16 protein-coding genes, 2 tRNA genes, 3 rRNA genes and 2 pseudogenes are annotated in these 25184 nt (G+C 61.6%); 5 read left to right on the forward strand and 18 right to left on the reverse strand.

Annotation, left to right across the window (positions count from 1 at the left end):
• Nucleotides 1-54: 54 nt before the first annotated feature.
• The 5 genes from yjfF to QFZ91_RS33200 all read right to left on the reverse strand — a co-directional run bounded on the left by yjfF (nt 55) and on the right by QFZ91_RS33200 (nt 5857).
• A complete protein-coding gene (gene yjfF / locus QFZ91_RS33180) occupies nt 55-1155 on the reverse strand; it encodes a galactofuranose ABC transporter, permease protein YjfF (RefSeq protein WP_176105662.1) in 1101 nt (366 codons plus the stop codon).
• On the reverse strand, nt 1152-2195 hold the full coding sequence (locus QFZ91_RS33185) for an ABC transporter permease (RefSeq protein ID WP_368717728.1): 1044 nt from the start codon (nt 2193-2195) through the stop codon (nt 1152-1154). The genes yjfF and QFZ91_RS33185 overlap by 4 nt, the downstream gene beginning before the upstream one ends.
• A complete protein-coding gene (locus QFZ91_RS33190) occupies nt 2192-3832 on the reverse strand; it encodes a sugar ABC transporter ATP-binding protein (protein ID WP_368591697.1) in 1641 nt (546 codons plus the stop codon). Before QFZ91_RS33190 ends, QFZ91_RS33185 begins: the two co-directional genes overlap by 4 nt.
• A gap of 254 nt (nt 3833-4086) precedes the next feature.
• Nucleotides 4087-5073, reverse strand: coding sequence for an ABC transporter substrate-binding protein (locus tag QFZ91_RS33195; RefSeq protein ID WP_176105659.1), 987 nt, complete (start codon nt 5071-5073; stop codon nt 4087-4089).
• A 181-nt stretch (nt 5074-5254) separates the two neighbouring features.
• Nucleotides 5255-5857 (reverse strand): alpha-ketoglutarate-dependent dioxygenase AlkB family protein, encoded by a 603-nt coding sequence (locus QFZ91_RS33200; RefSeq protein WP_429569793.1) that lies wholly within the window; start codon nt 5855-5857, stop codon nt 5255-5257.
• 140 nt (nt 5858-5997) lie between these two features.
• Here QFZ91_RS33200 and QFZ91_RS33205 point away from each other — a divergent pair.
• Nucleotides 5998-6581 (forward strand): annotated as a pseudogene (locus QFZ91_RS33205) (malonic semialdehyde reductase).
• A 59-nt stretch (nt 6582-6640) separates the two neighbouring features.
• On the opposite strand, the gene QFZ91_RS33210 reads toward QFZ91_RS33205, so the two are convergent.
• Entirely contained in the window at nt 6641-6988 is a 348-nt protein-coding gene (locus QFZ91_RS33210) for a hypothetical protein (RefSeq protein WP_176382735.1), read from the reverse strand.
• Between the two features lie 429 nt (nt 6989-7417).
• Here QFZ91_RS33210 and QFZ91_RS33215 point away from each other — a divergent pair, with 429 nt between their 5' ends.
• The 3 genes from QFZ91_RS33215 to QFZ91_RS33225 all read left to right on the forward strand — a co-directional run bounded on the left by QFZ91_RS33215 (nt 7418) and on the right by QFZ91_RS33225 (nt 10180).
• Nucleotides 7418-8581 (forward strand): metallophosphoesterase, encoded by a 1164-nt coding sequence (locus QFZ91_RS33215; RefSeq protein WP_429569794.1) that lies wholly within the window; start codon nt 7418-7420, stop codon nt 8579-8581.
• A 474-nt stretch (nt 8582-9055) separates the two neighbouring features.
• The gene (locus tag QFZ91_RS33220; RefSeq protein WP_176123196.1) at nt 9056-9763 is read left to right on the forward strand and encodes an MgtC/SapB family protein; all 708 of its coding nucleotides are present in this window, start codon (nt 9056-9058) and stop codon (nt 9761-9763) included.
• A 162-nt stretch (nt 9764-9925) separates the two neighbouring features.
• A complete protein-coding gene (locus QFZ91_RS33225) occupies nt 9926-10180 on the forward strand; it encodes a GlsB/YeaQ/YmgE family stress response membrane protein (RefSeq protein WP_176105653.1) in 255 nt (84 codons plus the stop codon).
• A 112-nt stretch (nt 10181-10292) separates the two neighbouring features.
• Here the strand turns inward: QFZ91_RS33225 and QFZ91_RS33230 are convergent, their stop codons facing one another.
• The 3 genes from QFZ91_RS33230 to QFZ91_RS33240 all read right to left on the reverse strand — a co-directional run bounded on the left by QFZ91_RS33230 (nt 10293) and on the right by QFZ91_RS33240 (nt 14547).
• Nucleotides 10293-11792 carry an acetyl-CoA hydrolase/transferase family protein gene (locus QFZ91_RS33230; RefSeq protein WP_429570938.1) on the reverse strand — a complete coding sequence of 500 codons (1500 nt, stop codon included), beginning with the start codon at nt 11790-11792 and terminating at the stop codon, nt 10293-10295.
• 178 nt (nt 11793-11970) lie between these two features.
• Complete coding sequence (locus tag QFZ91_RS33235) at nt 11971-12189, reverse strand: hypothetical protein (RefSeq protein ID WP_429569795.1); 219 nt, start codon at nt 12187-12189, stop codon at nt 11971-11973.
• A gap of 138 nt (nt 12190-12327) precedes the next feature.
• A complete protein-coding gene (locus tag QFZ91_RS33240; protein WP_429569796.1) occupies nt 12328-14547 on the reverse strand; it encodes an FUSC family protein in 2220 nt (739 codons plus the stop codon).
• Nucleotides 14548-14746: 199 nt separating this feature from the next.
• Between QFZ91_RS33240 and QFZ91_RS33245 the strand changes: the two genes are divergently transcribed.
• Nucleotides 14747-15760 carry a LysR family transcriptional regulator gene (locus tag QFZ91_RS33245; RefSeq protein ID WP_176368229.1) on the forward strand — a complete coding sequence of 338 codons (1014 nt, stop codon included), beginning with the start codon at nt 14747-14749 and terminating at the stop codon, nt 15758-15760.
• On the opposite strand, the pseudogene QFZ91_RS33250 reads toward QFZ91_RS33245, so the two are convergent.
• From QFZ91_RS33250 to phnA, 9 genes and pseudogenes are all read right to left on the reverse strand, one after another.
• Nucleotides 15755-15892, reverse strand: a pseudogene (locus tag QFZ91_RS33250) (IS3 family transposase); the annotation flags it as partial. The gene QFZ91_RS33245 and the pseudogene QFZ91_RS33250 overlap by 6 nt on opposite strands.
• A gap of 153 nt (nt 15893-16045) precedes the next feature.
• Nucleotides 16046-16159 (reverse strand): 5S ribosomal RNA (rrf, locus tag QFZ91_RS33255).
• Between the two features lie 201 nt (nt 16160-16360).
• A 23S ribosomal RNA gene (locus tag QFZ91_RS33260) occupies nt 16361-19242 on the reverse strand.
• Between the two features lie 307 nt (nt 19243-19549).
• Nucleotides 19550-19625: transfer RNA gene (locus QFZ91_RS33265), tRNA-Ala, on the reverse strand.
• A gap of 47 nt (nt 19626-19672) precedes the next feature.
• A tRNA-Ile gene (locus tag QFZ91_RS33270) sits at nt 19673-19749 on the reverse strand.
• A gap of 78 nt (nt 19750-19827) precedes the next feature.
• Nucleotides 19828-21360, reverse strand: a 16S ribosomal RNA gene (locus tag QFZ91_RS33275).
• The 16S, 23S and 5S rRNA genes sit together here with 2 tRNA genes alongside, the layout of an rRNA operon.
• A 513-nt stretch (nt 21361-21873) precedes the next feature.
• On the reverse strand, nt 21874-22434 hold the full coding sequence (locus QFZ91_RS33280) for a phosphonate degradation HD-domain oxygenase (protein WP_429569797.1): 561 nt from the start codon (nt 22432-22434) through the stop codon (nt 21874-21876).
• A 3-nt stretch (nt 22435-22437) separates the two neighbouring features.
• Nucleotides 22438-23889 carry a phosphonoacetaldehyde dehydrogenase gene (gene phnY, locus QFZ91_RS33285; protein WP_429569798.1) on the reverse strand — a complete coding sequence of 484 codons (1452 nt, stop codon included), beginning with the start codon at nt 23887-23889 and terminating at the stop codon, nt 22438-22440.
• Nucleotides 23886-25166, reverse strand: coding sequence for a phosphonoacetate hydrolase (phnA, locus tag QFZ91_RS33290; protein WP_429570939.1), 1281 nt, complete (start codon nt 25164-25166; stop codon nt 23886-23888). Before phnA ends, phnY begins: the two co-directional genes overlap by 4 nt.
• Between the last annotated feature and the right edge of the window lie 18 nt (nt 25167-25184).

A 25184-nucleotide genomic window follows, 5' to 3' on the forward strand; every position in this document is an offset into this window, starting at 1 on the left:
AGCGGCGCCCCGAAGAACGGGGCGCCGCCGTATGACGCGCTGGAAGACCGCGCCCTAGCCGGGCGCGCGCCCCAACACCTGCGAATCCGACGACGCCGCCGTCGTCGACGGCTCGTCATGGCCGTGCCCATGCCCCGTGGTGGTGACCGCATTGGTGCCGCCGGGCCGACGCACGGACTTCGCATGCCGCTCGATCAAGCGTTGCAGCAAACAGAACGCGCACAGCAGCGCGCCGATCACGATCCGCGTCCACCACGAACTGAGCGTGCCGTCGAACGTAATCAGCGTCTGGATCGTGCCGAGAATGCCGACGCCAAACAGCGAGCCGACCACATAACCGACGCCACCGGTCAGCAGCGTGCCGCCGATCACCGTCGCTGCAATCGCATCCAGCTCCATACCCTGCCCTTGCAGCCCATAACCCGACAGCACATAGAACGTGAACACCGCGCCGCCGAGCGCCGAGCAGAAGCCGCTCAGCGCATACACGCCGACCCGCGTGCGCGCGACCGGCAGCCCCATCAGCAGCGCCGAGCGCGGATTGCCGCCGACCGCATATACGTTGCGTCCGAAGCGCGTGAAATGGGCGACATAGATCGCGGCCGCGAGCGCCACGAGGGCGATCAGCACGTTCGCCGATACCGAACCGACGCCAACATTGAGACGGAACGCGGAGATCGCCTTGAAGGTCGGATCGGTGATCGTGATCGACTGCGTCGTGATCAGAAAGCACAGGCCACGCGCGAAGAACATCCCCGCCAGCGTCACGATGAACGCCTGCAGGCGGAAATAGTGAATCAGCGCGCCCTGCACCGCGCCGAACACCGTGCCCATCAACAGCACGATCGGAATGATCAGCCACACCGACACGTGCATGTGCTCGGACAGCACGGCTGCGACGATCGTCGTCAGCGCGACGATCGAGCCCACCGACAGATCGATGCCGCCCGACACGATCACGAACGTCATGCCGATCGCGACGATCAGCAGGAACGCGTTATCGACGAGCAGATCGAGCAGCACCTGCCATGAGAAGAAGCCTGTGTACATCACCGAACCAAAGCCGAATAGCGCGCAGAACAGCAGGACCGTCACCGCGATCGGCAGCGTGCGCGGATCGATCACGCGGGCGAGTGCTTCGAGAAAGCGCGTCATCGTGCCACCCCGCGCGATTTGATGAGCGACGCGCCGAACGACACCGCGAGCGCGCGCGCCGCAGGCGACTGGATCACGCTGACCGCGAGCACGACGGCCGCCTTGACGACGAGCGTCGCTTCCGGCGGCACGCCGATCGAATAGGTCGTGTACGTGAGCGTCTGGATGATCAGCGCGCCGAGCACGGTGCCCGCGAAACTGAAGCGGCCGCCGAGCAGCGACGTGCCGCCGAGCGTCACGGCAAGAATCGCGTCGAGTTCGAGCAGCAGGCCAGCGTTGTTGCCGTCCGCGCTGCGCACGTTCGAGCTGATCAGGATGCCGGCCAGCGCCGCGGTCAAGCCCGAGAAGCTATACACCGCGAACACGATCGCCTTCGAGCGCAAGCCGACGAGTCGGGTCGCGACCGGGTTCACGCCGATCGCGCGAATGAACAGGCCAAGCGCCGTGCCCTCCACCAAAGCGGCGGTCGCCAGCACCGCTACGGTCGCGATCCATACCGAGCACGGCACGCCGAGCCAGTAGCCGCCGCCGACGAACAGATAGCCGGGCGCACCGATCGGGATGATCTGCCCGGCGGTCAGCAGTTGCGCGATGCCGCGGCCGGCGACCATCAGAATCAGCGTCGCGATGATCGGCTGCATGCCGACGAACGCGACGAGCAGCCCGTTCCACATGCCGCTCAAGATGCCGACGACGAGCGCGGCCACGAGCGCCTGCACGATCAGCGCACCGCTCGGCACGGCCTGAGTCGCGAGTATCGTCGCGGCCGCGGCGCCCGCGATCGCGACCACCGCGCCGACCGAGATGTCGATGCCGCGCGTCGCGATCACGAGCGTCATGCCGATCGCGACCAGCACCAGCGGCGCCGCGCGATTCAGAATGTCGATCGGCGCGCCGAACAGGTGACCGTCGAGCGTGCGCAGCGCGAGAAAATGCGGATTGACCAGCAGGTTCAGTCCGCACAGCAATACCAGCGTCACGCATGGCCACAGCAGCGGCCGCTCGACGCCGTCGCGCGCGAACCAGTTCGATAGCTTCATTCGCCGCTCCCTGCGATGAGTCGGTAGATGTTGTCCTCGTTCGATGCCTTGCCGGCCACCTCGGCGATCTTGCGGCGATCGCGCAGCACCGCGACGCGATGGCTGACGCGCAGCACCTCGCTGATCTCCGACGAGATGAACAGGATGGACAGGCCGTTCGCGCACAGCGCGAGCAGCCGGTCCATGATGTCGAACTTCGCGGCGACGTCGATGCCGCGGGTCGGCTCGTCGAGGATCAGCAGTTTCGGATCGGTTGCCAGCCAGCGCGCGAGCAGCGCCTTCTGCTGGTTGCCGCCGGACAGGAGCGCGATCGGCTGCTCGGCGTCGGACGCCTTGATGCCGAGCCGCTCGATCCACGTATCGGCGAGTTCGCGCGCGCGTTGCCGGCTGATCTTGCGCCACCAGCCGCGCCGCGCCTGCAACGCGAGCATGATGTTTTCACGAATCGACAGCTCGGCGACGATGCCCTCCTTCTTGCGGTCTTCCGCGCAATAGCCGATGCCGTGGCGCACCGCGTCGTGCGGCGTGCGCAACCGCACGGGACGCCCTTCGACGAGGATCGTGCCGCTGTCCGCGCGATCCGCGCCGAACAGCAGACGTGCGGTTTCGGTGCGCCCCGAGCCGAGCAGTCCCGCGAGGCCGAGTATCTTGCCGGCGTGCACTTCGAGATCGATCGGCTGTAGCGTGCCGCGACGGCCGACGCCGCGCAGTTCGATGAACGGCTGCTTGGCCGTTGCTTGCTCCGGGTGATCGTGCGCGATCTCCTGCAGATCGTCGGCGGCCTGACCTTCGTGCGCCGCTTCTCGCAGACGCGCGCTCATGCGCTCGTGGCCGACCATCTTCGCGACCAGTTGATCCGCGGACAGATCGCGTGCCAGATATTCGCCTTCGCGCTCGCCGTTGCGCATCACCGTGATGCGATCGGAGATCGCGTAGGTCTGCTCGATGAAATGCGTGACGAACAGGATCGCGATGCCCGATTGCTTGAGATGGCGAAGGATTTTGAAAAGCTGCGCGACTTCACTGTCGTCGAGGCTCGAAGTCGGCTCGTCGAGAATCAGCACGCGCGCATCGACGGACAACGCTCGCGCGATCGCGACCATCTGCTGCACGGCGATCGGATAGGCGTCGAGCGAGCGCGTGACGTCGAGCGACACGTCGAGGCGCGCGAGCGCTTCCTGTGCGCGCCGCTTGATGTCGGGCCAGTCGATCGCGCCGAAGCGACGCGGCTGCCGGCCCGCGAAGATGTTCTCCGCGACCGACAGATTCGGGCACAGGTTCACCTCCTGGTACAGCGTGCGCACGCCGGCCGCCTCGGCTTCCTGCGGCGACGCGAACGCGACCACCTCGCCGCCGAGGCGGATCGTGCCGGCATCGGGTGCGAGCACGCCGGTGAGCACGTTGATCAACGTGGATTTGCCGGCGCCGTTCTGGCCCATCAGCGTATGGACCTCGCCGGGAAACAGGCGGAAGTCGACGTGTTGCAGCGCCTTCACGCCCGGAAATGTCTTGCTGACGCCGGAGGTCGCCAGGATCGGTTCGCGCGCGCTCGTGTCATTCTGTTGGCTTCGCGCACCCGGCGACGTGCCGCGCTGCGGCTGGTCCGGCTGAGTCGGTTCGGTAGCGGATTGGGTCATGGACCTCGCTCGATCGGCTATGCATGGTTCGGCAGGCCCCAGCGGCATGCTCCCGCGGACGCAGGCTCCTGAAAAGAGACCGCCCGCTGCAGAAGGAAGCAGCCCGGGCGGTCAGGCACCACTGGAGAAACCTGTTCGATGCGTCCGTACTGCACATCTCCTTCGCGCCGTGGGCCGCGTCGGCCCGGGCGCCTGAACACCGCACACGCCGCGGCACTCGCGCGAGCGATGCCGCGGCGACGTTGCGCGCCGCGTCAGTACTTACGCGACGGCAAAGTTTGCGCAGCGACGCTCATCGGGAAGACAGTCTCCTGAGTCAGGATGCGCTTCGGCAGCGGCTTGCCAGCCACCACGTCTTTCACCGCCGTCATCAGCTGCGGTCCGAGCAGCGGGCTGCACTCGACGTCGACGTTGATCTTGCCGGCGGCCATCGCCTGGAAGCCGCCCTTGGTTGCGTCGAACGAAACCACCACGACGTCCTTGCCCGGATGCATGCCGGCTTCTTCCATCGCCTGGATCGCGCCGAGCGCCATGTCGTCGTTATGAGCATAGACAACGTTGATCTTGTTGCCGTAGGTCTTGATGAACGCTTCCATCACCTGCTTGCCGCCGGCAAGCGTGAAGTCGCCGCTTTGCGACGCGATGATCTTGAACTTCGGATCGCTCTTGATCACTTCGATCAGACCCGAGTGGCGGTCATTCGCCGGCGCGGAGCCGACCGTGCCTTGCAGCTCGGCGATGTTGATCGGACCTTTATCGTTCTTGTAGTTCTCCTCGAGCCACTTGCCGCCGCGTCGTCCTTCTTCGAGGAAGTCCGAGCCGATCATCGTCACGTACAGCGACGGATCCTTTACGTCGATGTTGCGGTCGGTCAGGATCACCGGAATCTTCGCGGCCTTGGCTTCGAGCAGCACCGGTTCCCAGCCCGATTCGACAACCGGCGAGAACGCGATTACGTCGACCTTTTGCGCGATATACGAGCGGATCGCCTTGATCTGGTTTTCCTGCTTCTGCTGCCCGTCGGAGAATTTGAGGTTGATACCGGCTTCCGTCGCTGCCGACTTTACCGATTCGGTATTCGCGGTGCGCCATGCACTTTCCGCACCGACTTGCGCAAAACCGAGCGTTATTTTCTTGTCTTCGGCATGCGCGCCTGGCGTGGCCAGCGTTAGCACTCCGAGACTCGCGGAAAGCGCGAGCGCGCCCAGAGCGCGACACGCGGCACGTCGTGTATTCGCCATGACAGTCTCCAATCGTTGTTGTGTAGACGACCCAGCGGTCAGCCCGGCCCTCGTGGCCCTCACGGCGCATGGATCGTGATGTAGCGTACTGTGCGACGCGTTAACCGTCCAATCATATGATTCGCGCCCTCGATACCAATTTTGGTATAGCGCGCCGATCAGAGCATTGCCCCTCGCTGATTCAGCTCGGCGTGACTCTCGGGGTGACCCAGCGAAACGTCAGATTGATGCGCTCGCCGCTCACGCGCGGCTCCTTCGGCACCCGATGACGCCACTGCGCCTGGGTGTCGCCCTTCATCACGAGCAGGCTGCCGCCCTTCAGCGAGAACGATTGCACGACGCCACTGCGGTTGTGTTGCAGATCGAACCTGCGCGCGACGCCGAGACTCACCGACGCGATCACCGGTTGCTTGCCGAGTTCGGGCTCGCGGTCCGCATGCCACCCCATGCTGTCGGCGCCGCTGCGGTAGCGATTTAGCAGCACGCTGTTAAAACGCGCGCCGCTGGTCGCCTCTGCGGCGGCCTTCAGTTCAGCGACGGCGGGTGTCCACGCTTGCGGCACGTTGCGGATGCCCGAGTAGACATACACCGCGTCCGGCTCACCCTGCCAGGCGGTCAGACGCGGCAGTGCAACACGGCCGCCAGGCGTGCCCATGATGTCCTGGCGCCATTGCACTTCGTCGATCAGGCGGGCGAGCAGGCGTTCGGCGTCGGCCGGTGCGAGCCAGTCGGGATACCAGTCGACGTCGGGGGTCGGCAGGTCGTTGAAAAGATCGGTGTTCATCGGAATGCCTGGATGCAAGCGGACGAGTAAGTACCTTGGCTATTATGGCGACGACGGCTCACGCGCTGATTCACCCGCCTTGCTGTTTCATTCGACGCGGCTCTGCGCGTTCCCTCTATTCTTTCGCACGGGTCGCTTCCATGACACTTTCCGATCACGCGCTCGCGCAGCTCTTTCGCGACGCGCGCACGCACAACGGCTGGCAGAACAAACCGATCGACGACGCCGTGCTGCGCGAGTTGATGGAGCTCGTCGTGCTCGGCCCGACCTCGGCCAATTCGAGTCCAGGCCGCTTCGTGTTCGTCAGGACGCCGGAGGGCAAGGAGAAACTGCGCCCGGCGTTGTCGGCCGGCAATCTCGAGAAAACGATGGCCGCGCCCGTCACGGTGATCGTCGCCATGGACATGGCCTTCTACGAGCAGCTGCCGAAACTGTTTCCGCATGCCGATGCGCGCAGCTGGTTCGTCGGCAACGAGCGGTTGATCGCGGACACGGCGTTTCGCAATTCGACGCTGCAAGGCGGCTATCTGATTCTCGCCGCGCGTGCGCTCGGTCTCGACACCGGGCCGATGTCGGGCTTCGATCAGGCCAAGGTCGACGAAGCGTTCTTTGCGGGCGCGACGGTGAAGTCGAACTTCCTGATCAATCTCGGCTATGGCGATCCGTCCAGGTGTTTCCTCGCAGCCCGCGTTTTTCGTTCGACGAAGCGGCGCGGATAGTGTGACGGTGCGTTGATGATGGATGGCGCGGCGGGTGTCGCGCCTCGCGTTGAATCGAATCTCGTCAGGTTAGCAGCGCGATATAAAACACCACGGTGCCGATCAGCGCGCCGACGAAGCAGAAGCCCTCATCGGCTTCGTCGCCATTCGAGCGCAGCCACGCGCCGACCGCGCCGAACAGGCCCGCGATGCCGAGCGCGACACACACCATCACGACGTCGAACAGCGCGCTTTTGCCGAGTTCGGAGAAATCGATGCCGCGCACGCCGATGTAAAGCGCAATCGCCATCAGCGAAATGCCGACGAGCGGCAGCATCACATGGCTACCCTCGTATCCGACATGATGCGCATGATGAGCATGATGCACGTCGTCCGCGTGGTGCCACAGGTGGCCCGGTTTGAGCAGCTTCATGGTGTGCCTCCCCCCGCCGGTCTTCTCCGGCGACAGAACCAGTCATGGCCGAAGCGCGCTGCGCTGCCCCGGCAACAAGCTGTTTGGTTTCAAGCATACTCCACGCATGAATACCATTCAAAGCCCATTTAATTCGTTTGCATAGGCATTAAATACGTCGCGGGTGCCCTTGTAAGTATGTGCTGAGCACGGAATGCGCCTGCCCCCGGCGAAGCGCTGTCGTGGCACGTCCCGGCGCCTTCCGGCGGGCGTCTCGTGCGGTGCGGGAGCATGAATATTGCAGCCACGGCAAGGGACCCAACATGTCGGTAGAATGATTCGCCGCGTTCGCTAACCGTCGCGCACGCAAGCGCTGCCCGCCAACGGATCGCCGCCGCGCTGTCGCTGTCATGCCGGCCCTTTGGCCTCCTTCCCGTCCTGATCCTCTTTATGCGACGTTCATCGTTTCTTGTCCGCATCATCCTGATTGGCATCCTGCTGCATATTTACGTTGGTTTGCGCCTGATTCCCGACATGCCGATCGACCCGGCCGGCCGCGGACTGTGCGTGCTGTGGCTCCTGCTGTCGATCTACCTGATCCCGGTCGGCATGATGGCGCGCGGCTTCAAGCGCCAGCCGCTCGGCGACCGGCTCGCGTGGGTTGGCCTGCTAGCGATGGGCTTCTTCTCGTCGCTGCTGGTACTGACATTCGCGCGCGATCTGATGCTGGCGTCGCTGCTGACGATCGACGCGATCTGGCCGAACACGCTCACGATCGCGCATTGGCGCACCGGCTCGGCCGCGGCGGTGCCGCTGCTCGCGTTGCTGTCGACGCTGATCGGTCTCGTCAACGCGCGCCGTCGCGCGCGTGTCGTCACGATCGAAGTACCGATCGACGATCTGCCCGCCGAGCTCGACGGCTTCACGATCGTGCAGATCAGCGATATCCACGTCGGCCCGACGATCAAGGGCCGCTATGTCGACGCGATCGTCGACGCGGTGAACCGGCTCGAGCCGGATCTGATCGCGGTGACGGGCGATGTCGTCGACGGCAGCGTGCCGCAGTTGAGCCGGCATACGCAGCCGCTGTCGCGGCTCGCCGCGCGGCACGGCGCGTTTCTCGTGACCGGCAATCACGAGTACTACTCCGGTGCGAACTCGTGGATCGCTGAATTCCGCCGGCTCGGCTTGCGGGTGCTGCTGAACGAACACGTGATCGTCGATCATGACGGCGCGCGCGCCGTGATCGCCGGCGTCACCGATTACTCGGCGGGTCATCACGACCCCGCGCATCGCAGCGACCCGGTCGCGGCGCTCGCCGGCGCGCCGGGGGACGTGCTGATCAGGGTGCTGCTCGCGCATCAGCCGCGCTCGGCCGAAGCGGCCGCGGCGGCCGGCTTCACGCTGCAGTTGTCGGGTCATACGCACGGTGGTCAGTTCTTTCCGTGGAATTTCTTCGTGCGGCTGCAGCAGCCGTTTACGGCGGGCCTCGCGCGTCTGGACGGACTATGGGTTTATACGAGTCGCGGCACGGGCTATTGGGGACCGCCCAAACGACTCGGCGCGCCTTCGGAGATCACACGGTTGAGACTCGTACCGGGCGAACCCGATTGAACTCAACATTCGCAGTCCGGAGCAATTAATTGCAGTCTTTCAGCATTAGGGCTATGGCAACACTAAATGCACACTCCGTACCGCTCGCGGCTTGACTGATCTTTGCGCAGCCCCCTAAAATTCGCGCAATTCTTCTAACCGGAATCACGATCTTGGACAGTAGCAGTTGTACGAGCCGAGTATCGATTTGCCCGCTCGCCTGAGCCGCAGGATTTCCGCGTCAGTCTTTTCTGTCGCCGTCCTGCCCTCAGGCTCGATGGCGCACGTCGCTCTCATTTCATTGTCATTCGCGTACTGTCGGTAAAGCACGGCGTGGCTCGATGCCATGCCGATACCGCACGCTCCGGCCGCTGCACTTGTGTGCGCGCGTACTTCGTCCCGCCGCATGCGTTTGCCGCGCACGAGGTAGACGATCTGGTGTTCTCACGCGTAGGCTTCACACTGCGACAGCACGCACGCCAACCTTTCTGAACGATGACACTCGAATTCTTCCTGCGGCTTCTGACCGCTTTTGCTTGCGGCGTCGCGATCGGCCTCGAACGACAGATCCGCCAGCGCACTGCCGGCCTGCGCACGATCACGCTCGTGGCGAGCGGCGCGTGCCTGTTCGTCACGCTCGGCGTGCTGACCGGCAACGGCGTCAGCGGCATTACGCAGATTGCGGCCTATGTGGTGTCCGGCGTCGGCTTTCTCGGCGGCGGCGTCATCATGCGCGACAAGGGTTCGATCCAGGGGATCAACACCGCGGCGACGCTGTGGTGCTCGGCGGCCGTCGGCGTATTGAGCGGCGCGGGACATTACGGACCGGCGTTCGCCGGCACCGCGGTCGTGCTGCTGGCCAACACCGTACTGCGCGAAGTGAGCCGGATGATCAACCAGACACCGGTTTCAAACGCCGACCTCGTGCGCGAGTACGTGCTGACGATCGTCTGCCGCGAAGCCGACGAGATCCACATTCGCACCGCGATTTCCAACTCGATGTACTCGGCGCCGTTGTCGTTCCAGAGCCTGACCAGCGAGGATGTCGAGGACGAGCCGGCGCGCATTCGCGTGACGGCGACGCTGACGATGCATCCGAAGGATCAATCGAAGCTCGAACAGATGGCGAGCCGCCTGAGCATGGAAAAGAGCGTCTCCAGCGTCAGTTGGACCGCGCGGGAAGCGGAACCGACACCGGAGTGAAGCGCTGTGCACAAGTCTCCTCTGTTCGCGCGCATCGTCTACACTTAGCTTGCAGCAGATTCAGGTAGTGTTAATTCCGCGTCCCGAACGTGGACCGTCCCATAACCTTCGACTAAGCTCTGTCACCGTGATTTGTTCACACTCAACCAGGGAGTCTCGAATATGGAACACGGCATCATTGCATGGCTCATCATCGGCGCGATTGCTGGCTGGCTCGCGGGCGTATTGGTCAAGGGTGGCGGCTTCGGCCTGATCGTCGACATCATCGTCGGGATCATCGGGGCGTTCATCGGCGGTTGGCTCGCGGGCGTGCTGCATATCTCGATCGGCAGCGGCTGGATCGCCTCGATCATCACCGCGGTGATCGGCGCGGTCATTCTGCTGTTTATTATCCGGCTCGTGCGACGAGGCTCCTGAGCACAGCATTCGATTTCATCAAGCGCCAGCGGGCTCGTGCCGCTGGCGCTTTTTTTATTGCCTGTTTCTGCTGCTTTTATCGCGGCGATTTTGGCGCTGCGGCCGTTGCGGATCAGGCCGGCAGCATCGAGCCGGTATCGCGCAGCCGCGTATGCCATGCAAACGTCTGATCGAGGCAATGCGGCGTCTGCCCTCCCCAACGCAACGCATCGCGGTAGTAGTCGCGCAACAGTTCGCGATAGCGCGGGTGTACGCAATGCTCGATGATCAGCGTCGCACGTTCGCGCGGTGCGAGGCCGCGCAGGTCGGCGAGACCTTGCTCGGTGACGACGACGTCGACGTCGTGTTCGTTGTGGTCGCAATGCGGCACCATCGGCACGATGCTCGAGATGCGGTCGTCCTTCGCGGTCGACTTGGTCGCGAACACCGCGCACGACGCATTGCGCGCAAAGTCGCCCGAGCCGCCGATGCCGTTCATCATGTGCGTGCCGCCGACATGCGTCGAATTGACGTTACCGTAGATATCGAATTCGAGCGCGGTATTGAGCGCGATCAGACCGAGCCGCCGAATCACCTCGGGATGGTTGCTGACTTCCTGTGGACGCAGCACGAGCCGGTCGCGATAGCGTTCGATATCGCCGAACACCTGCGCCTGCCGAGCGGCCGACAACGTGATCGACGCGCCGGACGCGAACGCGACCTTGCCGGCGTCCATCAGATCGAACGTCGAATCCTGCAAGACTTCCGAATAGATTTCGAACACATCGAAAGGCGAATCGACGAAGCCCGCCAGCACCGCGTTGGCGATCGTACCGATGCCAGCCTGCAACGGCGGCAACTGCTTCGGCATGCGGCCACGCGTGACTTCGTGCTGGAAAAATTCGATCAAGTGGCCGGCGATCAACGCGGTTTCGCGATCCGCAGGCAGCACGGTGGACGGGCTGTCGGCCATGTCAGTGATCACGATCGCCGCGATTTTCTCCGGCGGAATCTCGATCGCGGGTGTGCCGACGCGATCTTGCGCGCGCACGATCGGCAGCGGCTCGCGATGCGGCCGGCGCCCCGGAATCCAGATGTCGTGCAGGCCTTCGAGCTCGAGTGGCTGCGCAAGATTGATCTCGACGATGACCTTGTCCGCGAGAATCGCGAAGCTCGCCGAATTGCCGACTGAAGTTGTCGGCACGATACCGCCGCTTTCCGTGATCGCGGCGGCCTCGATGATCGCGACATCGAGCTTGCCGAGCTGGTTCGCGCGCAGCATCTCGACGGTCTCGGACAGATGCTGATCGACGAACATCACTTCGCCGCGATTGATTGCGTCGCGCAGCGTCTTGTCCACCTGAAACGGCAAACGGCGCGCGAGCACATGCGCTTCGGTCAGCATGCGGTCGACGTCATGACCGAGCGAGGCGCCCGTCATCAGCGTGATGCGCAGCGGCTCGCCCAACTGGCGCGCACGCTCGGCAAGCGCGACCGGCACCGCTTTCGCGTCGCCCGCGCGCGTGAAACCGCTTGCGCCAACGCGCATGCCGTCGTGAATCAGAAGCGCCGCGTCAGCGGCCGTGGTGATTTTTCCGCGCAGGGCGGTGCAGCGAATTCGGTCTTCGTACATGAAAGGGAGTCTCTCCATAGTCGCCAGCTCCGTCTACTGGTGCGCACGTCTGCGGTGTGCTTCGCTCAATAGGCGGTAGCCGCACCCGCTGCGGCGTCTCGATCGGACGGCGTCGCGAGCAGGTGGCGGGTCGCGTGACAGGGTCCGCGACAGGTTGTTGCGCGTGAAGCAGCCGGACTCAGCTGCCGAAGAAGATGTTGCAGAAGCTCATCGGGCCAACGCATTCGTCGGCTTTCCCTTTCGGCGCTTGCGCATGCTTGCGCGCGGCACTTTTATCGGCGCGCTGGCTATCCGCTTGCGCAACCTGCTGGTCCGGCGCGGCCGGCGCCGTCTGTGCATAGGCGGCGGCAGCGGTAGACAAAGAACAGGCGATCAGGACCAACTTCAAGACTTTCATCTCATTCTCCAGTGCTTACAACTACTGCGACGCCTACTGCGAGGCAGTGACGGCACTATATGACCGGCATCGACGCGGATTAACGGGGCCGCCCGGAAGAGATCTTTCCATATGGCAGAAGAATTTACGAAGCATTGCTCAGCGACGATTGAACGGCGCGTCTTTGTCGAGCAACGCGCTACGAATGAAGTGCAGACAGCTCAGGATGCGCTGCAGATCGTGACGCCGGTCGCGCTCGGCATGCACGGTCCGCAGCATGTCTTGCGCGAGCCAGGTGGCCGAGCGCACGGTGACGAGTGCGCGTTCGAGCGAGCCCGGACCGGGGCGTTCGAAGAGCCGGGCGAGATCGTCGCAGGTGTGTTCGATCACGCTGCGCCAGCGCGGCTGGAGGATGTCGGCATAATCGGCGCGCGCGGCTTCGTTGCGCAGATCGATGACGGCGTGACCCACTTCGATCGTCGCGAGCATCCAGCGAAGTGCGTCGCGCCGTCGTCGCGAACGACGCGTCAGCAGCACGCGCAGTTGTGAAGTCAGATCGTGCGTGCCCGCCTGGAAACGTCGGTTCAGTCCCGGCAGAGCCTCCTTGCATGCCGATACCGTTTGCGCCCGCAGGTCGCCCATGATCCGGTCGATCAGCCAGCGCATATCGGCGGGAAAGACCACCGCGAATGCAACAGCCGCGAGCAGCATCGACGCGCTCAGCGCAATGCCGTTGTTGATCAGCAGATCAGGCACGTAGCTGACGACGTTATCCGGTCCGGCCAGCAGACAGAAGAACACCGAAAAGCCGATGCCAAACCCCGCTGCGCCGCGACGTGTCGCGATGAATGCGCCGAGTGCGAGCACCGGCGCGAGTGCCGCGCAAAGCAGCGGGAAACCATCGATGTTGGGATACACGTAGCACATGAACACGTAGCCGGTCAGCGTCGCGAGCACCGCGCCGATCGCCATCTGCATGGCCATCCTGGTAGCGCTCGGCGCGGTGGACGTCAACGCACAGACCAGCGTTGCGCCGATCACGGCAAGGCCGCCGCTCGGCCAGTTGGTCGCGATCCAGAACGCGCCGGCAATCCCGATGACGACAGCCGAGCGCAGAAACGTGAACAATACGGCGAAGTGGTTTGTGTGGCTGATCGGTCTGCTCGTGCAGTCGCTCTTTTGTGGGCTCGAGCCGCGTCGCAGGCTTTGCTGCCGGCTTTCTGATTTGCGCCACAAGCTTGCATAGGTTTGCGAATAATTCATCCATTCGCCCACGAATCGATACAGCAATTCGGCTGCCGTGTCGAAGTCCGCGAGCGATTCCGCGGACGCGGCTTCGAGGGGCCGCCTCGTTTCGCGTACCCGGCGTGGCAGGTTTGCTCGAAAGAGGCGCAGATCGGCTGCTGCGTGCGAGGCTTCGACGCCTGCTTCAACTGGTGCTTGTGCTTCGAACAAGGCTCCGAGTTCGTCGAGGTATGGATCGATGGCCGCGAGTATCGACACTGCGCCGCTCGCACGCAACCGTTTGAGCAACTGATTCAGCGCATGCAGACGTGCGCATGCATCCATGAATTCGCTATTCAGGCGCGCCAGATGCGCACTGCGCGAGCGCATCGCCGGGTCTTCGAATGCGACGAACGTACGCGTTGCTTCGAAGCCAGCGATTTCGTCGACGAAATCCGCGAACCGCCGTTCGAACTGATGGCGCTCGAGCCCGCGTGCGAGCACATCGACAGCAAAGGCAGTAAAATCCGCGTACCTGATCTGAAGGTTACGTCGTAGCGCAAGGCTCGAGCGTTGCGGCAGCAGCAATGCGCTGACCGCGCTCGAACACACGATGCCAACCGCCACTTCCGCCGCGCGCGCGAGTGCTGCGAGGAACAGTCCCTCGGGCGTCGTCACGTTCGGAATGCCGATCAGCGCGGCGGTGTAACCGGCGAGCACAAAACCGTACCATCTGAAATGCCGATACCGGACCGCCGCAGCAATACAGGCGCTCACCCACGCGATCATGCCGAGCATGTACAGTTCGGGCTGCTGGGCGAACAGCCCGCCGAGCACGAGCGCGGCCGCGGTCCCTCCCGCCGTTCCGAGAATCCGGTAGAAGCTCTTCGCGAGCACCATGCCGCTGAACGGTTGCATCAACACAAAGACCGTCGTCATCGCAATGCGCGGCTGCTGCAAATCGAGCAGCATCGCGATGCCCAGCGCCAGCAGCCCGGCGGTTACCGTCTTCAGCAGATGAAGCCAGGTCAGACCGTCGCTGCTGGCCCAGTCACGCAAGACCCGATTGAGTTTGGCTCGACCGAGTCGTCGCCGCATGAGACCGCGCGGACCGAAGAAATCCGACGACGGTTCGATCGCATGATCGGGTTTCATCTGAAAACAGTGCACCCCACGTGGTCGCTGAGAGAGCCTCCGGGCAGAATCGCTGACACCGACAGGCGAGGCGCCGATTGTAGGAGTCCCCGTTGCACGCATTAAGACGACGAGTGCAGAACATCTGTTCCAAAACAGACAACAATAGTGCCCCGGGACTGACGGAAAATATGATCCTGGTCATGAAACAGAAGGTTTGATGGACACGCTACAAAACATGCGAGTGTTCGTGCGCGTGGTTGAAGCCGGCAGCTTCACCGCGGCCGCGCAATCGCTCAATTCAACGACCGGCGCGATGTCTCGCGCGGTCTCGGAACTTGAAGCACACCTGCGCACGCGCCTGCTGAATCGATCGACTCGTCGGCTTGCGTTGACCACCGCCGGCGAGCGCTATCTGAAGCGATCGCAGCAGATTCTCGCGGATGTCGATATCGCGGAAGAAGAAGCCAGTTGCGCACACGAGCGACCGACCGGCGCGCTGCGCATGCATAGCTTTGCGAGCATCGGCCAGCACTACGTCCTGCCGGCTATTTCGCGTTATCGCGAGCTATATCCTGATGTGACCGTCGAGTTGACGCTGTCACAGCGCATGCCCGATCTGTTCGAGGGCAGCGCCGATGTGGCCGTGATCGGCGCGTCGATGCTGCCGAATTCGGACCTCATATCGTTTCCGCTGGGGACGACGTTCAGCATCTTGTGCGCATCGCCGGCTTACGTGCGCGCGCACGGCGCGCCGCAAGAACCGGCTGACCTTGCGCATCACGAATGTCTGATCCTTCATACGCCGGCGTTCCCGCCACATGAATGGACGCTCGACGGCCCGAACGGCAGTGAGTTGATGGAAGTCGACGGACCCGTGCATGTGAACATCGCAGAATCACTGATCGTGGCGATCCGCGAAGGCATGGGCATCGGCATGGTGCCGCTCTACGCGGCCATTTCCGGGTTGCGCGATGGTACGCTGGTTCGCGTGTTGCCAGAATATACGCTGCAGAAGACGACTGTTTATGCGCTCTATCCGTCGCGCAAATTCATCGATGCAAAGACGCGCACGTGGGTCGAATTCTTGCGCTCGCATCTGCCCAAAGTGATTGCGCGCGACGAAGCGTTGCTTGCCGAGGTGGCGCAAATGGGATGCGTAGATGACTCAGTGCAGATGGGCGGAGTTGTCGTCCCTGTCACTCAGGACATGCGGACACCGTTAGGTCTATGAACCCGCTGCAGCACGCCTGAACTCGCGCGGCGAGCGGATTTCAGGGCTTTATGCGGGTGGCGCTCATTGAAGTGTTCAATACACGAGAGCGCCGTTGGCGCGTCAGGCTTTGGCCATATGCGCGACGTAGTTGCCGTCGAAAAACGGGCTACTTTCGCCAGTGGCTGGCAACGCCGTCCGGCCACGCGTATTGTTTGCCCTCGGTCGAGCATCTTGTTTTTGATTTCGGCCGCGTAAACGCAAAAACCCCACCGCTGGGCGGTGGGGTTTCTGGCTTTTGGGGGAGCCTGACGATTACCTACTTTCACACGGGCAATCCGCACTATCATCGGCGTGGAGTCGTTTCACGGTCCTGTTCGGGATGGGAAGGGGTGGGACCGACTCGCTATGGTCATCAGGCATGACGGGTTGCTGCGTCGCAGTCGGGTTGGGGTCAACCCGGCGCCACAGCCAATCGGGAAGAAGCGTAAAGGATTCGTGTTTTGGGGTTGTGTTGTTTCTGGCACAACACCGATCTCAAACTGCATGTCTTCATCCCCTTCGGGGATCGGACACCCGTAAGCGCTAAAGCGCTAACGGTTGTCGAGACACACCTGTTATAGGATCAAGCCTTACGGGCAATTAGTATCAGTTAGCTCAGTACATTACTGTACGTGCACACCTGACCTATCAACGTCCTGGTCTTGAACGACCCTTCAAGGGGCTCGAAGCCCCGGGGATATCTCATCTTAAGGCGAGTTTCCCGCTTAGATGCTTTCAGCGGTTATCTCTTCCGAACATAGCTACCCGGCGATGCCACTGGCGTGACAACCGGTACACCAGAGGTTCGTCCACTCCGGTCCTCTCGTACTAGGAGCAGCCCCCTTCAAATATCCAGCGCCCACGGCAGATAGGGACCAAACTGTCTCACGACGTTTTAAACCCAGCTCACGTACCTCTTTAAATGGCGAACAGCCATACCCTTGGGACCGGCTACAGCCCCAGGATGAGATGAGCCGACATCGAGGTGCCAAACACCGCCGTCGATATGAACTCTTGGGCGGTATCAGCCTGTTATCCCCAGAGTACCTTTTATCCGTTGAGCGATGGCCCTTCCATACAGAACCACCGGATCACTATGACCTGCTTTCGCACCTGTTCGACTTGTCAGTCTCACAGTCAAGCACGCTTATGCCATTGCACTATCAGCACGATTTCCGACCGTACCTAGCGTACCTTCGTACTCCTCCGTTACACTTTGGGAGGAGACCGCCCCAGTCAAACTGCCTACCATGCACTGTCCCCGATCCGGATCACGGACCAAGGTTAGAACCTCAAACAGATCAGGGTGGTATTTCAAGGACGGCTCCACGCAAACTGGCGTTCACGCTTCACAGCCTCCCACCTATCCTACACAGACCGGTTCAAAGTCCAATGCAAAGCTACAGTAAAGGTTCATGGGGTCTTTCCGTCTAGCCGCGGGGAGATTGCATCATCACAAACACTTCAACTTCGCTGAGTCTCGGGAGGAGACAGTGTGGCCATCGTTACGCCATTCGTGCAGGTCGGAACTTACCCGACAAGGAATTTCGCTACCTTAGGACCGTTATAGTTACGGCCGCCGTTTACCGGGACTTCAATCAGGAGCTTGCACCCCATCATTTAATCTTCCGGCACCGGGCAGGCGTCACACCCTATACGTCCACTTTCGTGTTTGCAGAGTGCTGTGTTTTTATTAAACAGTCGCAGCCACCAGTTTATTGCAACCCCTTCACCCTCCTGGCGCAGGCCAGTCAAGCTACCAGGGCGTACCTTATCCCGAAGTTACGGTACCAATTTGCCGAGTTCCTTCTCCCGAGTTCTCTCAAGCGCCTTAGAATACTCATCTCGCCCACCTGTGTCGGTTTGCGGTACGGTCACTGTGAAACTGAAGCTTAGAGGCTTTTCCTGGAACCCCTTCCAGTTGCTTCGCTTCCGAAGAAGCTCGCGCCACACCCTTGAGTCCTGTGCCCGGATTTGCCAGGGCACCCTCTCCAATGCAGCGACCGGGACTTCCAACACCCGGACAACCTTCCGCGATCCGTCCCCCCATCGCATTTCACAATGGTGCAGAAATATTAATCTGCTTCCCATCAGCTACGCATTTCTGCCTCGCCTTAGGGGCCGACTCACCCTACGCCGATGAACGTTGCGTAGGAAACCTTGGGCTTACGGCGAGGGGGCCTTTCACCCCCTTTATCGCTACTCATGTCAGCATTCGCACTTCCGATACCTCCAGCACACTTTCCAGTGCACCTTCGCAGGCTTACGGAACGCTCTCCTACCATGCACATAAATGTGCATCCGCAGCTTCGGTATATGGCTTAGCCCCGTTACATCTTCCGCGCAGGACGACTCGATCAGTGAGCTATTACGCTTTCTTTAAAGGGTGGCTGCTTCTAAGCCAACCTCCTGACTGTTTTAGCCTTCCCACTTCGTTTCCCACTTAGCCATATTTGGGGACCTTAGCTGGCGGTCTGGGTTGTTTCCCTCTTGACACCGGACGTTAGCACCCGATGTCTGTCTCCCGTGATTGCACTCTTCGGTATTCGGAGTTTGCTATGGCGTAGTAATCCGCAATGGACCCCACAACCATGACAGTGCTCTACCCCCGAAGGTGATACACGAGGCACTACCTAAATAGTTTTCGGAGAGAACCAGCTATTTCCAGGTTTGTTTAGCCTTTCACCCCTATCCACAGCTCATCCCCTAACTTTTCAACGTTAGTGGGTTCGGTCCTCCAGCACGTGTTACCGTGCCTTCAACCTGGCCATGGATAGATCACCTGGTTTCGGGTCTACACCCAGCGACTGGACGCCCTGTTCGGACTCGCTTTCGCTACGCCTGCCCTAATCGGTTAAGCTCGCCACTGAATGTAAGTCGCTGACCCATTATACAAAAGGTACGCCGTCACCCCTTCGCAGAGGCTCCGACTGTTTGTATGCATGCGGTTTCAGGATCTGTTTCACTCCCCTCCCGGGGTTCTTTTCGCCTTTCCCTCACGGTACTGGTTCACTATCGGTCGATCACGAGTATTTAGCCTTGGAGGATGGTCCCCCCATCTTCAGACAGGATTTCACGTGTCCCGCCCTACTTCTCGTACACCCAGTTCTTTCCCGCTGTTTTCGTCTACAGGGCTATCACCTGCTATGGCCGCACTTTCCAGAGCGTTCGACTAACAATGAGAATAAAGAGTACAGGCTCATCCCATTTCGCTCGCCACTACTTTGGGAATCTCGGTTGATTTCTTTTCCTGCGGTTACTTAGATGTTTCAGTTCACCGCGTTCGCTTCACGTAGCCTATGGATTCAGCTACGGATACTCCATTAGGAGTGGGTTTCCCCATTCGGACATCTCCGGATCAAAGCTCGTTTGCCAGCTCCCCGGAGCTTTTCGCAGGCTACCGCGTCCTTCATCGCCTGTGATCGCCAAGGCATCCACCACATGCACTTGTTCGCTTGACCCTATAACGGGTGTGTCTCAATGATTGCTCACCGCAGATCACATGCCGCTACAGGTTGAGTATTCGTGTTGCGCCGTATTCCAAAGGCAATCTCTCGATTCCCTTAAAATACATCGATACAATCACAACCCTGATTCACCTACTCGCATACCCATCTCCAGGTACGCTTTCGTGAATCTCTTTACTACTTCTTCCTGATTGTTAAAGAACGACAGCCGATATCACGATTGAGTCGTGTACCGCTCTGACTGGCTCAATCGCCAATGCGCAACGCTCTGCCTTCAGGCAGAACCCTGCGCATTGAGGATTGGTGGAGGATGACGGGATCGAACCGACGACCCCCTGCTTGCAAAGCAGGTGCTCTCCCAGCTGAGCTAATCCCCCGGTCATACCCGACTCAAGGGTGTCCCAGTCAGCACCACAGACAAAGATGGTGGGTCTGGATGGATTCGAACCATCGACCCCCGCCTTATCAAGACGGTGCTCTAACCGACTGAGCTACAGACCCCTGAGTCTGTCTGCGTTGCTTCTCTAAACCACAGCCGATAAGCGTGAGCACTTGAATGCACTGAATGCATAGCTCTGGAAAGGAGGTGATCCAGCCGCACCTTCCGATACGGCTACCTTGTTACGACTTCACCCCAGTCATGAATCCTACCGTGGTGACCGTCCTCCTTGCGGTTAGACTAGCCACTTCTGGTAAAACCCACTCCCATGGTGTGACGGGCGGTGTGTACAAGACCCGGGAACGTATTCACCGCGGCATGCTGATCCGCGATTACTAGCGATTCCAGCTTCACGCACTCGAGTTGCAGAGTGCGATCCGGACTACGATCGGTTTTCTGGGATTGGCTCCACCTCGCGGCTTGGCAACCCTCTGTTCCGACCATTGTATGACGTGTGAAGCCCTACCCATAAGGGCCATGAGGACTTGACGTCATCCCCACCTTCCTCCGGTTTGTCACCGGCAGTCTCCCTGGAGTGCTCTTGCGTAGCAACTAGGGACAAGGGTTGCGCTCGTTGCGGGACTTAACCCAACATCTCACGACACGAGCTGACGACAGCCATGCAGCACCTGTGTGATGGCTCCCTTTCGGGCACTCCCGGCTCTCACCAGGATTCCATCCATGTCAAGGGTAGGTAAGGTTTTTCGCGTTGCATCGAATTAATCCACATCATCCACCGCTTGTGCGGGTCCCCGTCAATTCCTTTGAGTTTTAATCTTGCGACCGTACTCCCCAGGCGGTCAACTTCACGCGTTAGCTACGTTACCAAGCCAATGAAGGCCCGACAACCAGTTGACATCGTTTAGGGCGTGGACTACCAGGGTATCTAATCCTGTTTGCTCCCCACGCTTTCGTGCATGAGCGTCAGTATTGGCCCAGGGGGCTGCCTTCGCCATCGGTGTTCCTCCACATCTCTACGCATTTCACTGCTACACGTGGAATTCCACCCCCCTCTGCCATACTCCAGCGCTGCAGTCACCAATGCAGTTCCCAGGTTAAGCCCGGGGATTTCACATCGGTCTTACAGCACCGCCTGCGCACGCTTTACGCCCAGTAATTCCGATTAACGCTCGCACCCTACGTATTACCGCGGCTGCTGGCACGTAGTTAGCCGGTGCTTATTCTTCCGGTACCGTCATCCCTCACGGATATTAGCCACGAGGTTTTCTTTCCGGACAAAAGTGCTTTACAACCCGAAGGCCTTCTTCACACACGCGGCATTGCTGGATCAGGCTTGCGCCCATTGTCCAAAATTCCCCACTGCTGCCTCCCGTAGGAGTCTGGGCCGTGTCTCAGTCCCAGTGTGGCTGGTCGTCCTCTCAGACCAGCTACAGATCGTCGGCTTGGTAGGCCTTTACCCCACCAACTACCTAATCTGCCATCGGCCGCCCCTTGAGCGCGAGGTCCCGAAAGATCCCCCGCTTTCCTCCACAGAGCGTATGCGGTATTAATCCGGCTTTCGCCGGGCTATCCCCCACTCCAGGACACGTTCCGATGTATTACTCACCCGTTCGCCACTCGCCACCAGACCGAAGTCCGTGCTGCCGTTCGACTTGCATGTGTAAGGCATGCCGCCAGCGTTCAATCTGAGCCAGGATCAAACTCTTCAGTTCAAACCTGTTACTGTTTTCGGTTCCGCAGTTTCCTGCTGACGAACCGGTCGCTCACTCAACGTACTGACGATGATCCATCCGTCTTTCGACAGATAAACCTTCCTCTAATACTGTGTGAGGCTTCTGATACTTTTGCCTTGCAGCAGATCCATACGGATCCGCCGCCGCATTCCGCATCAAGCGCCCACACTTATCGGCTGTTAGTTTTTAAAGATCGATCCGCCCAACCCGCAACGCCGGAACTACCACCACCCGGCACTGCTTCGTTTGCGTCGCTGCGTCTGCAGCAGAGAAGCGAGATTATGGAGAACTTTCACCGGATCGTCAACAGGTTTTTATCACTTGCTTAACCTGCCCACGCCGCTCAAGCCCTCGCCAACAAAGGCTTCCCGCCTCTCCGCGCTCCGGCGTCCGGAGCACGAAAGAGCGGAATTCTAGTCGCCGCCATTGCGACTTGCAAGCGATATTTTGACGCTCCAAGTGCAACCTGCCGCGCCCCAAAAACACCTCGACTCACGCAGTTGCATGCGCGCGCATCGCCCGTTCGACGACGGCCAAATAGTGGTCGATCCCCGGCGTCGCGCGATCCCTCTCTTTCGCGCGATCGTCCCATCGGCGCAAACGCATCGCGTCTTCCGCGTACGGCTTCTGCGTAAATGCCTGCGCCTCTTCCCTGCTAAAGATCCCGCCCTGCAACTGCAAGCTTCGCACCGAATCGGCGGAAAGCTGGCCGAAATACGTGGCCTCGATCGCGCACAGGCAGCGCTTTGCGTCGACGTGCAGACGAATCGGCTCCAGCACCGCGTCCGACAACACCGGTCGCAAAAACGGCAAGGCGAAATACTGATGCAGATCGTCGACACCCCGTTCCGTCGGCGTCTCCCCTTGCAGGTTCAGCAGATGTCCGAGGTCGTGCAAAAACGCCGCGGCGACCAGTTCGTCGCTCGCGCCTTCCGCCTCGGCTAGCGCGCCGCTCTGCAACGCGTGCTCGAGCTGCGTCACCGGCTCGCCACTATACGCGAGGCTGCCGTGCCGCTCGAAAAGCACACGGATATCGTCGAGACTCAATGCCACGGGTCACTCCCAAGGTAATGAAAACGTCTTCAGATTGGTAAAGCTTTTCATCGCTTCCTGAACGCCTTCCTTGTAACCAAGCCCGGAATCCTTGATGCCGCCGAATGGCGTCAGCTCGATCCGGTAGCCCGGCACTTCCCATACGTTGACGGTCCCCACGCGCAGCTCGTTAATGAAACGCGTGATCGCGTCCTGCCGGTTCGTACACACGCCCGACGACAGCCCGAACGGCGTCCCGTTGCTGATGCGGATCGCGTCGTCGAGCGTGTCGAACGCGATGATCGGCGACACCGGCCCGAAGGTTTCCTCGCGCACGAGCGTCATCGACGGATCGACGTTGTCGAGCACGGTCGGCGCATACAGGGCGCCGCTGCGCTCGTTGCCAATGCGCAGGCGCGCGCCCGCGGCCACCGCCTCGTTCACGCGTGCCTCGAACAGCTGTGCGGCGGCGACGTCGATCACGGTGCCCATCTGCTTCGACGCATCGAACGGATCACCGAACGTCCACGCGCGCGTCTTCTCGACGACCCGCTCCGTGAACTCCGCCGCGACGCGCTGTTGCACGAGCATCCGCTTGACCGCCGTGCAGCGCTGCCCCGAATTCTTGTACGAGCCTTGCACCGCGAGCGTCGCCGCACGCTCGAGATCGGCGTCGTCGAGCACGATCAGCGGGTCGTTGCCGCCCAGCTCCAGCACGACGCGCCGATACCCGGCCTTCGCCGCGATGTATTTGCCGATCGCGACACCGCCGGTAAACGTAACGAGTTCGACCGACGCGTGCGTAATCAACTCCTCGGCGATTTCGCGCGGATCGCCGGTCAGCACCTGCAGCATCGGCGCGGGCAGCCCCGCCTCATACAGCAGATCGGCCAGATAAAGCGCCGACAGCGGCACCTTCTCAGACGGCTTCACCACCACGCGATTATTCGTCGCGATGGCCGGCGCGACCTTGTGCGCGACCTGGTTCATCGGATGATTGAACGGCGTGATCGCGACGATCACGCCCGCGAGCGGTTCGCGCTGCGAGAACACCCGACGCTTCTTGCCATGCGGCGTCAGATCGCACGAGAAGCTCTGAGCGTCGTCGCGCAATGCCTCGAATGACGCAAAGCGGAACACGTCGGCAACGCGGCCGATCTCGTAGCGCGAATCCTGCTTCGACAGCCCCGACTCCAGCGAGATCAGATCCGACGCCTGTTCGATGCGCTCGCGCAGCAGCACCGCCGTGCGCTCCAGAATCTGCGAACGCTCGTAGCGCGACAGCGTCGGCCGATACGCGAGCGCATAGTCGAGCGCGGCGCGCACGTCGTCGATGCTGGCGAGCGGCACGGTGCCGACACGCATGCCGGTATAGGGATCGAATACGTCGAGCGTGCGGGCGCGCGTCGCGCGCTCGCCGCGCAGCCGCAGCGCTTCTACGCGGAACGCCGGATGGTCCCGCAGCACCGGGTTCATGATGTCGACACGCGATTGAGCGCGACGTCGAAGATATCGAAGTTGCGCAGCCGCTTGCCTTCGTTGCCACTGGCCGTTGGCTGAACGCGCCGGTTGAACAGCAGCGGCACTTCCTGCTCGGAAATCCCGCCATGCGAGCGCAGCGGCACGGTGAGGCCGGACAGGTCGTGCTCGTCGCGCCGCGTGCCGAGCACGACATGCTTCGTGCCGATCACGACCAGATCGCCGATGCGATCCTCGGGCAACCCGAAGCGCGCGCACGCTGCGTTGCGGTCGAGCACGACTTCGATTCCCGGCAGGCGGCCGATCCGCGCAATCACCGACGCGGCATCGAGCTCGCGCGGCAGATAGACGGTCGCGAACGAACCCAGCGCGCCGTGATGCACGACGTACGGATCGGTGATCGGCAGAATCACGCGCGTCGTCGATGCGCCGAGCCAGTCGTCGAGCAAGTCCTGCAGATAGATCACGTTCGGCTCGCCGGTTCGCGGATCGTGCTTCGCGTTCATGCCGTGGTCGGCGGTGAGGCCGATCACCCAGCCGAGCGCGTCGAGCTTCGCGAGATAGCCGTCCATCATCGCGTAGAACGCGTTCGCGCCTTCGGTGCCGGGCGCCCATTTGTGCTGGATATAGTCGGTCGTCGACAGATACATCAGGTCGAGCTTGCGCGTCTGCGCGAGCCGCACGCCGGCCGCGAACACGAATTCCGACAATCCCGCGCTATACACGTCCGGCAACGGCAGACCGACCAGACCGAGCACACCGTCGATGCCGTTTTCCTCGACCGACACCTTGTCGGCTTTCTCCGCCGAAAAGCAGATGCCCTTCAACTGCCAGCCGAGCAGTCCGCGCAGTTTGTCCTTCGCAGTGACGACGGCGACCGCGGCGCCCGCGTCGGCGGCGGCCGCGAGCAGCGTGGGCGCGCGCAGGTAGGCGGGGTCGTTCATCATCACGGCCGCGCCCGCGCCGTTGTTCGCGTCGGTGTCCCAGAAGTAGTTGCCGCAGATGCCGTGCACGGACGGCAGCACGCCGGTCACGATCGACAGGTTGTTTGGGTTCGTGAACGACGGGATCACGCAGTCGCCGCGAAACGCCGCGCCGCCCTCGAGCATCGAGCCGATGAAAGGCGTGACACCGGCCGCGACCGCCGCTTCCAGATACTCGAACTCGCAGCCGTCGACACAAACGACGACCGTCGGTTGCGAAGGCAGCCGATAGCTCCGGCCGTTGACTTCGATCGTGCGTTGCTCGGCGTGTGTCATCGCGTGGTCTTCCATTACAGGGGTTGTCATTGC

The sequence above is a fragment of the Paraburkholderia sp. JPY419 genome, from assembly GCF_050435705.1.
Classification (GTDB): Bacteria; Pseudomonadota; Gammaproteobacteria; order Burkholderiales; family Burkholderiaceae; genus Paraburkholderia; species Paraburkholderia youngii.

Excerpts from the sequence above, each read along its gene's own strand:
- yjfF (WP_176105662.1), bottom strand. The coding sequence starts at position 1,155 with ATGACGCGCTTTCTCGAAGCACTCGCCCGCGTGATCGATCCGCGCACG.
- QFZ91_RS33240 (WP_429569796.1), bottom strand. The coding sequence starts at position 14,547 with ATGAAACCCGATCATGCGATCGAACCGTCGTCGGATTTCTTCGGTCCG.
- QFZ91_RS33195 (WP_176105659.1), bottom strand. The coding sequence starts at position 5,073 with ATGGCGAATACACGACGTGCCGCGTGTCGCGCTCTGGGCGCGCTCGCG.
- QFZ91_RS33245 (WP_176368229.1), top strand. The coding sequence starts at position 14,747 with ATGGACACGCTACAAAACATGCGAGTGTTCGTGCGCGTGGTTGAAGCC.
- QFZ91_RS33185 (WP_368717728.1), bottom strand. The coding sequence starts at position 2,195 with ATGAAGCTATCGAACTGGTTCGCGCGCGACGGCGTCGAGCGGCCGCTG.
- QFZ91_RS33235 (WP_429569795.1), bottom strand. The coding sequence starts at position 12,189 with ATGAAAGTCTTGAAGTTGGTCCTGATCGCCTGTTCTTTGTCTACCGCT.
- phnY (WP_429569798.1), bottom strand. The coding sequence starts at position 23,889 with ATGAACCCGGTGCTGCGGGACCATCCGGCGTTCCGCGTAGAAGCGCTG.
- QFZ91_RS33190 (WP_368591697.1), bottom strand. The coding sequence starts at position 3,832 with ATGACCCAATCCGCTACCGAACCGACTCAGCCGGACCAGCCGCAGCGC.
- QFZ91_RS33225 (WP_176105653.1), top strand. The coding sequence starts at position 9,926 with ATGGAACACGGCATCATTGCATGGCTCATCATCGGCGCGATTGCTGGC.
- phnA (WP_429570939.1), bottom strand. The coding sequence starts at position 25,166 with ATGGAAGACCACGCGATGACACACGCCGAGCAACGCACGATCGAAGTC.
- QFZ91_RS33200 (WP_429569793.1), bottom strand. The coding sequence starts at position 5,857 with ATGAACACCGATCTTTTCAACGACCTGCCGACCCCCGACGTCGACTGG.
- QFZ91_RS33220 (WP_176123196.1), top strand. The coding sequence starts at position 9,056 with ATGACACTCGAATTCTTCCTGCGGCTTCTGACCGCTTTTGCTTGCGGC.
- QFZ91_RS33210 (WP_176382735.1), bottom strand. The coding sequence starts at position 6,988 with ATGAAGCTGCTCAAACCGGGCCACCTGTGGCACCACGCGGACGACGTG.
- QFZ91_RS33215 (WP_429569794.1), top strand. The coding sequence starts at position 7,418 with ATGCGACGTTCATCGTTTCTTGTCCGCATCATCCTGATTGGCATCCTG.
- QFZ91_RS33230 (WP_429570938.1), bottom strand. The coding sequence starts at position 11,792 with ATGTACGAAGACCGAATTCGCTGCACCGCCCTGCGCGGAAAAATCACC.